Annotated in this window: 8 protein-coding genes and 1 pseudogene; 5 read left to right on the forward strand and 4 right to left on the reverse strand. The window is 63.6% G+C overall.

Going from position 1 to position 10,702, the window contains the following annotated elements; translation table 11 throughout:
* Positions 1-196 precede the first annotated feature (196 nt).
* Together BVER_RS31860 and BVER_RS24230 are read left to right on the forward strand one after the other, a co-directional pair.
* On the forward strand, positions 197-394 hold the full coding sequence (locus BVER_RS31860) for a glutathione binding-like protein (protein WP_083452340.1): 198 nt from the start codon (positions 197-199) through the stop codon (positions 392-394).
* Between the two features lie 155 nt (positions 395-549).
* A complete protein-coding gene (locus BVER_RS24230; RefSeq protein ID WP_050455445.1) occupies positions 550-1,731 on the forward strand; it encodes a 4-hydroxybenzoate 3-monooxygenase in 1,182 nt (393 codons plus the stop codon).
* 23 nt (positions 1,732-1,754) lie between these two features.
* On the opposite strand, the gene BVER_RS24235 is transcribed toward BVER_RS24230, so the two are convergent.
* Complete coding sequence (locus BVER_RS24235) at positions 1,755-3,998, reverse strand: amylo-alpha-1,6-glucosidase (protein WP_050455446.1); 2,244 nt, start codon at positions 3,996-3,998, stop codon at positions 1,755-1,757.
* Positions 3,999-4,191: 193 nt separating this feature from the next.
* Between BVER_RS24235 and BVER_RS24240 the strand changes: the two genes are divergently transcribed.
* Positions 4,192-4,977 (forward strand): sulfite exporter TauE/SafE family protein, encoded by a 786-nt coding sequence (locus BVER_RS24240; RefSeq protein ID WP_050455447.1) that lies wholly within the window; start codon positions 4,192-4,194, stop codon positions 4,975-4,977.
* Between the two features lie 266 nt (positions 4,978-5,243).
* Positions 5,244-6,950 (forward strand): acid phosphatase, encoded by a 1,707-nt coding sequence (locus BVER_RS24245; RefSeq protein ID WP_050455448.1) that lies wholly within the window; start codon positions 5,244-5,246, stop codon positions 6,948-6,950.
* A 1-nt stretch (position 6,951) separates the two neighbouring features.
* Here the strand turns inward: BVER_RS24245 and BVER_RS24250 are convergent, their stop codons facing one another.
* Together BVER_RS24250 and BVER_RS24255 are read right to left on the reverse strand one after the other, a co-directional pair.
* Positions 6,952-7,344 carry a RidA family protein gene (locus tag BVER_RS24250; protein WP_050455449.1) on the reverse strand — a complete coding sequence of 131 codons (393 nt, stop codon included), beginning with the start codon at positions 7,342-7,344 and terminating at the stop codon, positions 6,952-6,954.
* A 37-nt stretch (positions 7,345-7,381) separates the two neighbouring features.
* Positions 7,382-8,281, reverse strand: a complete 900-nt coding sequence (locus BVER_RS24255; RefSeq protein ID WP_050455450.1) for a LysR family transcriptional regulator — start codon at positions 8,279-8,281, stop codon at positions 7,382-7,384.
* Positions 8,282-8,404: 123 nt separating this feature from the next.
* Here BVER_RS24255 and BVER_RS24260 point away from each other — a divergent pair.
* Positions 8,405-9,304, forward strand: a pseudogene (locus BVER_RS24260) (NAD-dependent epimerase/dehydratase family protein).
* Between the two features lie 55 nt (positions 9,305-9,359).
* Here BVER_RS24260 and BVER_RS24265 read toward each other — a convergent pair.
* Positions 9,360-10,457, reverse strand: a complete 1,098-nt coding sequence (locus tag BVER_RS24265; RefSeq protein WP_050455451.1) for a malate/lactate/ureidoglycolate dehydrogenase — start codon at positions 10,455-10,457, stop codon at positions 9,360-9,362.
* Positions 10,458-10,702 lie beyond the last annotated feature (245 nt).

The raw sequence follows: 10,702 nt of genomic DNA on the forward strand, positions 1-10,702 counted from the left end.
CAGCTCAACGTCATGCCTCAACCTCTACTCGTGCGCTGCAGACCTGGCTGAGATGTGCGTTTACGTCTGCACCAGACTGCGTCGTCGGGTCCATTCCGGCAAATTCAATTTTGCAGGCCAGACTAAATATCTGGAAACCGCGAGGCCAAAGCTTTATTCCCGATTTAAATGGATCGACCGGTAACTTTCTACCAAAATATATTTAACCGGTGATGAATTCACCATTGCCGACGCGTATTTATTCGCTTTAACGCGATGGGGAAAAGCACACTGGTTCGACTCCGTTTATAGCGCTGATATCGATCTTGGTGAATTTCAGCACCTGTGTCGCTGGTATCGGTCTTTGTTGAATCGACCTTCGGTCGTACACGCGTTGGGCCAAAACGCGATGTGACAGATCAGGATTTACCCTAAGAACCCCGCCTTTTCCCCGATTTTCCACCCTTTATCTCAATAATCGATACACGCTATCCCCGCTATCGCGTTGCGGCATAACCTCGCTCTGCCGACACTGTACGCACAAGATCATCACCGCATTCGGAGACAATCATGCGTACACAAGTCGGCATCGTCGGCGCGGGCCCGGCCGGGCTTCTGCTCTCTCACCTTCTGCATCAGCGCGGCATAGAATCGGTCGTGCTCGAGGCGCGCAGCCAGCACGATATCGAATCGACGATTCGCGCCGGCGTGCTCGAGCAAGGCACGATGGATACGCTCAAGAACGCCGGACTCGGCGAACGCATGCAGGCCGAAGGCGCGCTGCATCACGGCTTCGAACTGGCGTTCGAGGGACAGCGCCGCCGTATCGCGCTGACCGAACTGACCGGGCATTCGATCACCGTCTACGCGCAGCACGAAGTCATCAAGGATCTGGTGGCCGCGCGTCTTGCCGCGAATGGCGCGCTGAAGTTCAACGTGTCGAACGTGACGCTGCACGACTTTCACGACGGCAGCGATCGCCGGCCGCGCATCAAGTATCGGCACGAAGGGCGCGACGAAGAACTGGAGTGCGATTTCATCGTCGGATGCGACGGCTCGCAGGGCGTGTCGCGTCAGTGCATCCCCGAAGCGGTGCGGCAGGATTATCAGCGCATCTATCCGTTCGGCTGGTTCGGCATTCTGGTGGAAGCGCCGCCCTCCTCCGACGAACTCATCTACGCGCGGCACGATCGCTGTTTCGCGCTGATCAGCACGCGCTCGCCAGGCGTGCAGCGCATGTACTTCCAGTGCGACCCGAAAGATTCCGTCGATGCCTGGTCCGACGACCGCATCTGGGCCGAGCTCCACGCGCGCGTCGATACGGCGGACGGCTGGCAGATCACCGAAGGCAAGATCTTCCAGAAGAACATCGTCGGCATGCGCAGCTTCGTTTCGACGCCGATGCAGTCCGGCAAGCTCTTCCTCGCCGGCGACGCCGCGCACATCGTGCCGCCGACCGGCGCGAAGGGGCTGAATCTCGCGGTATCGGACGTGCGCGTGCTGAACGCCGCGCTGATCGACTTCTACAAGGAAAGCAGCAGCGACAAGCTCGCGCGCTACACCGAGACGGCGCTCAAGCGCGTATGGCGCGCCGAGCATTTTTCCTGGTGGATGACGCGCATGCTGCACAAGCTCGACGACATCTCGCCGTTCGAGCAGCGCCTGCAAGTCGCCGAACTGGAGCATGTGACCACGTCGACCGCCGCCACCACCGCGCTGGCCGAAAACTACGTCGGCAGCGTGGCGGTCTAACGGCTCGACCTTCAGCGCGTGGCCTACAGCACCGCGACCACGCGCGCCTCGCCCTCCACCGATGGAATCACCTGCCCGCCCACGCGCCGGAAGGTGATCGTCACATCCTTGTCGCCCAGACGCAGATCGCCGATTTCGAGCCAGTCGATACCCTCAGGCAACTGCGGCCGGTCGATGCGGATTTCATCGTTGACGGCATCCACGCTGACGCCGAGACACGCTTCCAGAATCATGAACGGCGTGCCCGCCGCCCACGCCTGCGGCAAACACGCGACCGGATAGGCAATCGGCTTTTCGCCGCGCTGCCGCGTAAAGCCGCAGAAAAGCTCGGGCAAGCGCATGTCGAACGTCACGGCCGCTTCGAACAGCGATTGCAGCAGCCCAACCGCCGCGCCGCGATCGCCGTAACGAGCCAGGCCGCGCGCGCACAACGCGGTATCGTGTGGCCACACCGAGCCGTTGTGATACGACATCGGATTGAAGCGCGGCTGACCCGCCGCGAGCGTGCGCACGCCCCAGCCCGTGTGAAACAGCGCCGATTCGAGTTGCCGCGCCACCGTTTCGCCGCGCTTGCGATCCACCAGATCGAACGCGAGCAGATGCCCGGCATTGGACGACAGCACGCGGCACAACTCGCCCTTGCCGTCGACCGCGATGCCGTAGAAATCGAGCTCCGGCATCCAGTACATCTCCTCGACCTTCTCACGGATATGACGCGCGCGCCGTTCGTAGTCGTCCGCGTGGGCGTGCTCGCCGCGTTCGCGCGCGAGACGCGCCATCGTCGAAAACGCGGTCGATGCGTAGCCCTGCACTTCGACCAGCGCGATCGGTCCGATCGGGAATTTGCCGTCCGCGTGGAACACGGAGTCGTGGCTGTCTTTCCAGCCCTGATTGGCGAGGCCGTGTTCCGTCGCGCGCTGATAGTCGAGCAGACCGTGCGGGTTGGTATCGCAATGACGCGCGACCCATTGCGCCGCCAGTTGCAGCGACGGCCAGATTTCGTCGATCAGCGCCTTGTCGCCGGTACGGATGGCATACGCGCCCGCCAGCACGATGAACAGCGGCGTGCTGTCGACGCCGCCGTAATACAGCGCGAACGGCACTTCGCCGGTTGCCGCCATTTCGCTCTTGCGCGTCTCGTGCATGATTTTGCCGATCTCGGCATCGCGGAACGCCGAATCTTCGCGCGCCTGATTCGCGGAGAGAAAGCGCAACACGCCGCGCGCAAGCGTCGGATGCAGCCACAGCATCTGCAGCGACGTGATGATCGCGTCGCGCCCGAACGCGGTCGAGAACCACGGAATGCCGGCGTAGGGATACGGGCCGGTGTCGAGATCGGTGGTCAGGAGTCCGAGATCGGCGAGCGAACGATCGATCCATTCGCTGAACAGCGGATTGCTCGACCGCACGCGCGCACTCGCCCGACGCCGGTCGCGCATGCGCCGATGCGCATCGACCAGCGCTTCGCGGATCGCCGGGCGTCCCGACTCGGGCGCGCATTCGGCGGCTTCGGCGGCGTTGCGCTTGCTTTCCTCGCTGGCATCGCTCAATGCGTTGGTGACGGCCGTCACCGACAGATACACGGAGATCGCCGTCTCCGACTGAATATGCAAGGCGTAGTCCGCACGCCCCGGCGACAGCACATCCGGCGCGGGCGTGAACTGAATGCGCGCGGTGCGCTCCACTTCGTCCAGTCCGACGTAACGCAGCACGACTTCACCATTTTCGACGACCGGCGGCCGCAAGTTACCGCGCTTGCCGCGCTTGGTGCCGCGCACCTCGAACATATCGAGAAAGTCCGCTTTGAACGAAATCGACAGTGGAACCGTGGACGGCTCGGTTCCGTAATTCGTCAGAACAATACTTTCGTGCAGAACATGCCCGGAAAGCACACGTTTGCGCTCGACGTGGATCACGCCTTCCGGAGTGTGTGCGCCGCCGATGGGCGGCAACGGCCGGTTGGTCAAGTGCGCGGTAAACACGGCGTTGTCGCTGGAGATGCTGCCCGATAGCAGCGATGGCGCGCGTCCGCCGAAGCTCAGCACCAGTTCGGACAGCACGCGCGTGTCGTTGACGAACAGGCCGTCGTCGCCGTCACGGATATCGCCTTTCGCGTCATAAACGGCAAAGGTGTTGCCCGACTTCAAAACGAACTGTCGTTCGGTCGGCTCGTACGCGTGCTCGTTCGGGATAAACGGCTCGTCCGGGCTGAGTTGCTGTTGCTGCTGTTGTTGAACCTGTCCTTGCGCTTGATCCTTTGTATCCATTGCACCTTCCTGAAAGTAACGTGAAAGGACGTCCGCCGAAGCTTGCGGGAGGCGTTCCCTGCGTGCCCCGGCGTGGGGCGTTCGATTGCTGGTTCGATCGTTATAGCTAAGCTTTCATGCAGCAAGTGAACCGCTTACCGGCTATCATCGACGGTTTTTCGACTCGACCACGCCTGACGGGTTCTGTGCGCGCATGCATATCGACTTACTTTATTCCGCTTCGGGCTTCGCCGTCGGATTGCTGGTCGGCCTGACGGGTGTCGGCGGCGGTTCGCTGATGACGCCGCTGCTCGTCCTGCTGTTCGGCATTCACCCGGCGACGGCCGTCGGCACCGACCTGCTGTACGCCGCCGCCACCAAGACCGCCGGCACGCTGGTGCACGGCATCAAGGGCTCGGTCGACTGGCGCATTACCGGCCGGCTGGCGGCAGGCAGCGTGCCGGCGGCCGCGATCACCATCTATCTGCTGCAAGAGCACGGCATTGCGTCGCCCGGGACGGCCAAACTCATCCAGTCGATTCTCGGCACCGCGTTGCTGATCACCGCCGTCTCGCTGATCTTCCGGCCGCAACTCGCGCGCCTCGCCTATCAGAAAGGCCGCGAACGGCCCGACAACCCTTCCCGCACCGCATTCTGGACCATCTTCACGGGCGCCATTCTCGGCGTGCTCGTATCGATCACCTCGGTCGGCGCGGGCGCGATCGGCGTGACGGTGCTGCTGCTGCTCTATCCGCGTCTCGCGACGGTACGCATCGTCGGCTCCGACGTGGCGCATGCCGTGCCGCTCACGCTCATCGCCGGCTTCGGTCACTGGATGCTCGGCTCGGTCGACTGGGCGCTGCTCGCTTCGCTCCTCGTGGGATCGATTCCGGGTATCGCCATCGGCAGCATGTTGTCCTCGAAAGCGCCAGAAGCCTTGCTGCGCCACCTGCTCGCCGCGACGCTGGTTCTCGTCGGAACAAAGCTGATGTTCAGTTGATGTTAGTCACGTAGCGCCCCGGTTTCCAGTCGGCCGAATGGCATAAGCAAAACTGCACGCGCGATTTTTTCGCATTCATGCATTTTGCCTATGCCGTTCGGCCGGGTTTCGCCGGGCCGGGCGATGCGGCATCATGCGCTGTCGGTCGGGCAGTTGCCGGGAATCAGCGCCGTAAATTGCCCGTTATGCTTTGCCGTCGATAATGCCCGTACGCGTCGCCGGCGCGGGGTGTTACTTCGAGCAGTCACTTCGAGAGGAGTCGAGCGATGAACGAGAACGACCATTCGCAACCCGAGCTGCCCTTCCGCGATATCGACGCTGGCGCTTCGACCGGCGACGCACCCGCCGATCCCGCGCGGCGTCGCCTGCTTGCGGCGGGCGTCGGGCTGGCCGGCCTGTCGCTCGGCGGATGCAATATCTTCGATCAGAAACCGACGACGCCGAAGACCGCCGCCGACGCCGCGCTCGACCGCACGCTCGCCGCGAAGGTGAAGCAGGTCGTCGTGATCTACGCGGAAAACCGCAGCTTCACGAACCTCTTCGGCAACTATCCCGGCGTGCAGTATCCGCTGTCGGCCACGCCTGCTTCGCAGTATGCGCAACTGGATCGCGACGGCGTTACGCCCATGCCGACGCTGCCCAAAATCTGGGGCGGGCTCGTGCCGCAAGCGCAGGAAGTCGACGGCAAGCGCTACGCGATCACGGAGCAGCAGATTGCCGATCTACGCAACGCGCCGTTCCAGATCGTCGATGCGCACGGCGCGCCGCTGCCCAATTCCGTCATCACGCGCGATCTGGTGCATCGGTTCTATCAGAATCAGATGCAGATCAACGCGGGCCGCAACAACCAGTTCGCGGCGTGGGGCGATTCCGGCGGGCTCGTGATGGGCCATTACCGGAACGATCCCGACACGCTCAAGCTGTGGGGCATGGCGCAGCAGAACACGCTCTGCGATAACTTCTTCATGTCGGCGTTCGGCGGATCGTGGCTGAACCATATCTTCCTGATTTCCGCGCAGGCGCCCTTCTATCCGGACGCGAAAAGCGGCCCGGCGGCCAAGCTGCTCGCCGTGGTCGATGGCGATGATCCGACCGGCGCGCGGCTGAAACTCGCGCCGGATTCGCCGAAATCCGCGCTCGACGGTCCGCCCAAGTTCGTGCGCGACGGCGCGCTCACGGCCGATGGATACGCCGTCAACACGATGTTCCCGCCGTATCAGCCGAGCAACGTGCGCCCGGCGCCGGGCGGCGACCCGCGTTTTGCCGATCTGTCGAACCCGCTGGTGTTGCCGCCGCAGACTTACGACACCATCGGCGACCGGTTGTCGGGCAAGGGCATCGATTGGGCGTGGTACAGCGGCGCGTGGCAGTACGCGCTCGACAATCGCGATACGGGCATGGTGCCGGACTTTCAGTATCACCATCAGCCGTTCAACTACTTCCGCAACTTCGCGCCGGGCACCGACGCGCGCGCACGGCATCTGCGCGATGCGGGACTGGGCGACGACGCATCGAGCAATCGCCTGATCGCCGATGTCGACGCGGGACGCCTGCCCGCCGTCACGTTCTACAAACCGCAGGGCAATCTGAACATGCACGCGGGTTATGCGGACGTCGCATCGGGCGATCGGCACATCACGAACCTGATCGAGCATATCCAGCGCGGGCCGCAGTGGGACAGCACGGTGATCGTCGTCACGGTCGATGAAAACGGTGGCTGGTGGGATCACGTCTCGCCGCCGAAGGGCGATCGCTGGGGACCGGGCACGCGCATCCCGGCGCTGGTGATCTCGCCGTTCGCGAAGAAGGGCTACGTCGATCACACCGCTTACGATACGAACTCGATCCTGCGCTTCATCTCGCGCGTGCACGATCTTGCGCCGCTGGACGGCGTGGCCGCGCGCGATCGCGCGATGGCGTCGAACGGCGAAACGCCGCTCGGCGATCTCACGAACGCACTGGACCTCGCGTGATTCACTCGACCCACGCCCGCGCGGAGATTTCCACGAGATAGCCGTAATGCAGCGCGGTGACAGGCACCACCGCGCGCGCCGGCTTCCAGTCGCCGAAGTGCCGAGCGTAGATCGCGTTGAAGTCCTTCCAGTGTTCGACGCCGACGAGATATGCCGTCACTTCGATGCAGTTCTGCAGACTCGCGCCCGCCGCTTCGAGCACGAGCACGGTTCGCACGTTCTGCAGCGTCTGCTCGGCTTGGGCTTCGAACGGCAGATCGCTCGTATGCGTGCCGTCGGGACGAACCGGCAATTGACTGGACACGCAGACGAGATTGCCCGCGCGCGTCGCGTGGCTGTAGTGACCGGCGGGCACCGGCAGTCCGGGCGCGTTGATGAGTTCGATGGAAGGCATCGTGTGTCTCGGGTTTTGAAGGTGTCGGGAAGGTGTATCAAAGAACCAGCCGGCTCGCCAGAAAATCCAGAAACGCGCGCGATCGTGCCGACATCGCCTCGCTTTCGTAGAACACGGCGCTGACCGGCTGACGCACGTCTTCGAGCACGTCGTCGAGAATCGTGCGCAGGCGGCCGGCGCGCACGTCGGCGGCGGTCATGAAATCCGCGAGGCAGGCGATGCCGCCGCCGTCCAGCGCGAGTTGTCGAATGGTTTCGCCGCTCGATGCGCTGACGGCTGGCCGAATCGCGACGAAACCGCTCGCTCGTCCATCGCGCCGGGCGCGCAGCGGCCAGTCGTTCAGGCTTTCCGGCGCGGTGAACCCGATCAGCCGCGCTCGCAGCAATTCGTCGACATCGCGCGGTTCGCCATGTTCCGCGAGATACGCCGGACTTGCCAGAATGCGCAAACGGCTGCTGCCGAGCGCGCGCGCATGCAGCGTCGAGTCCTGCAACGCGCCGATGCGAATGGCGATATCCACGCGCTGCTCCAGCAAATCGACAATGCGCTCGTTGCTCGTCAATTCGAGCGATATTTCGGGATAAAGCGACGCGAATTCCCTGATATGCGGCACCACGCAATGAAGCATGAATGGCGACGCGGCATCGACCCGCAAGCGCCCCGAAGGACGCTCGCGACGGCGCGAAATCGCTTCTTCGGCGTCGTCCATCGCGGCGAGAATCGCGCGGGCGCGCGTGAGGAACAGTTCGCCCTCTTCCGTGAGTTGCAGGCGGCGCGTCGTGCGGCGCACGAGCGTGGCGTCGAGTTTCTTCTCCAGCCGCGTCAAGGTGCGACTCACGCCCGACACGGTTTGCTGAAGCGCTTCGGCCGCGGCCGTGATCGAACCGCTGTCGATCACGGTGACGAAGACCTGAAGTTCGTCGGTATTGGTCTTCATTGGCGGCGGAATTGTTGATCCTCAGTCAAGATTCATTTGAGACTACCACTGTTTTTGCGAAAGTCGAAACGGCTCATACTTGCGCTCAGCGATATCAAACGAATCTCTTTCGGAGCGACAACCATGAATATCTTCATCACGGGCGCGGGTGGCTTTATCGGCGGATCGATTGCGGCGGGACTCGCCCGCGACGGCCACAAGGTGCGCGGCCTGATTCGCCGCGCGGAGCAGCGTGCCGACCTCGAACGTCTGGGCATCGAACCGGTTGTCGGCAGTCTCCACGACACGGCCTTGCTGACCACCGAAGCGCGCGCCGCCGATGCCGTCATCAACGCGGCCAGCAGCGATCATCGCGGCGCGGTCGAAACGCTGATCGCCGCGCTCGAAGGCTCGAACAAGCCGCTTCTGCATACGAGCGGATCGAGTATCGTCGGCGATGCCTGCGGCGGCGATTCGGCCACCGACAAGATCTACACCGAAGACACGCTGCCCGAACCGACCGCCGACAAGGCGCCGCGCGTCGCCATCGACAATCTCGTGCTCGACGCGGCCAAGCGCGGCGTGCGCTCGGCGGTGCTCTGCAACACGCTGATCTACGGCCACGGCGCGGTGCCGGATACGGCGAGCGTGCAGTTGCCGCGACTCGAACGTCAGGCGCGCAAGAGCGGCATCGTGCGCCACGTCGGGCACGGGCTGAATATCTGGTCGAACGTGCATATCGACGATGTCGTGGATGCCTACCGTCGCGCGCTCGACAAGACGCCGGCGGGCACGTTTTACTTCATCGAAAGCGGCGAGGCGCAGTTCCGCGACATGACGGCCGCGATGGCCAAGGCGCTCGATCTGCGCGGCCCGGAAGACTGGCCGCTCGAGAAGGCGATCGAGGAATGAGGTTACGAGATGGCGTCGTACGGACTCGGCTTGAATAGTCGCGTGCGCGGCACGCGCGCCCGCACGTTGCTCGGCTGGGAGCCGAAGCGCACGTCGGTGATCGACTGGATCGCCAAGGAACTCGTTCGATAAAACGCGTTCGATAAAACAACGGCAAACTGGTCAAGCCAGTTTGCCGTCATGTGAATCACTGCAACGCGTTCGCGAAGCCGTCGATTTCGGATTCCGTCATGCCCGACTTCACCGCCGATTCGCGGATCTGCCGCCATGTCGTCGCATCGATCGGCACACCGTGCGCGCCCCGGTCGGCGCGACGCGCTTCTTCCGGCTCGCCCGGCGCATAGATCGCGTCCGCGCCTTCCGCGCGCGGCGATGCCTTCATCCATTCGAGGAACGCTTCGGCTTCGGCTTGTGCGGCGGGTGCATCGAAGGAGTTCGGATCAAGGATAACCGACGTCATGCAGTTGATGATCGCGTTGGATTTCTCCAGCGTGCTCTCGTGCGTCGTATAGCCGCCCGACAGCGCGCCGCCGAAAATCTCGCACAGCGCGGCGAGGCCCGAACCCTTGTGCAGACCCATCGCCGTGAGCGAGCCGAACGGCTGCTCGTGCATCACTTTCGGCTCGACGGTCGGCTTGCCGTCGTGATCGAGCAGCATGCCCGGCGCGACTTTCACGCCCTTGTTGTAGGCGACGCGCGTCTTGCCGTAAGCGATGCCCGCCGTCGCGAAGTCCAGCACCAGCGGGTTTTTGCCGTCGCGCGGATAAGCCGCGCAGAATGGATTCGTCCCGAAACGCCGGTCGATGCCGCCGAACGGCGCGACCAGCGGATCGCCCGCGACGTTGACGAAATGGAACGACACCAGACCCGCCTTCGCGCACTGCTCCGCCCAATGCCCGATCCGTCCGATGTGATGCGCGTTGCGCAAGCCCACAGCGGCCACGCCGAGCTTTTTCGCGCGCTCGATGCCGAATTCCATCGCTTCATACGCGACCACCTGACCGAAGCCCTTGCGGCCATCGACGGTCAGCACCGCGCCCGCGTCGCGCACGATTTCGGCATGCGTGTTGAGCTTGAGCTGGCCATCGCCGAGCGACGCCGTATAGCGCGGAATCATGCCGACGCCGTGCGAATCGTGACCGGACAGATTCGACATGACGAGATGATCGGCGACCAGTTGCGCCTCGCGCGGCGCGCTGCCGGCGTGCTCCCAGATCGCGCGGACATAGGTCTGCAAGGTATCGGCGGCGATGCGGCGTTCGGTGGAAGGTTGGGATGCGTTCATTGCGGCTGTCGTCTCCTGATGTGATTGCTCGCGCGCCGATTTTCGAGACGCACGCAGGCCTAACACTTTACAGGCGATCAACTGGCCTGACCAGTTTGTTTTTTAGAAGCCGCTGATTGGCATAGGGGCGGCCAGCAAGCTGGCCGGTCCCCTGCCACACCACCCTGCCACACCACCCGGCGTGCGGGTCCGCACCGGGCGGTTCGGGAAGTTGAGGTTATGTGAGGCGAGGCATGCCAAGACGA

Source organism: Candidatus Burkholderia verschuerenii (genome assembly GCF_001189365.1).
Classification (GTDB): Bacteria; Pseudomonadota; Gammaproteobacteria; order Burkholderiales; family Burkholderiaceae; genus Caballeronia; species Caballeronia verschuerenii.

Coding starts and splice junctions, on each gene's coding strand:
- BVER_RS24230 (WP_050455445.1), top strand. CDS start 550: ATGCGTACACAAGTCGGCATCGTCGGCGCGGGCCCGGCCGGGCTTCTG.
- BVER_RS24235 (WP_050455446.1), bottom strand. CDS start 3,998: ATGGATACAAAGGATCAAGCGCAAGGACAGGTTCAACAACAGCAGCAA.
- BVER_RS24240 (WP_050455447.1), top strand. CDS start 4,192: ATGCATATCGACTTACTTTATTCCGCTTCGGGCTTCGCCGTCGGATTG.
- BVER_RS24245 (WP_050455448.1), top strand. CDS start 5,244: ATGAACGAGAACGACCATTCGCAACCCGAGCTGCCCTTCCGCGATATC.
- BVER_RS24250 (WP_050455449.1), bottom strand. CDS start 7,344: ATGCCTTCCATCGAACTCATCAACGCGCCCGGACTGCCGGTGCCCGCC.
- BVER_RS24255 (WP_050455450.1), bottom strand. CDS start 8,281: ATGAAGACCAATACCGACGAACTTCAGGTCTTCGTCACCGTGATCGAC.
- BVER_RS24265 (WP_050455451.1), bottom strand. CDS start 10,457: ATGAACGCATCCCAACCTTCCACCGAACGCCGCATCGCCGCCGATACC.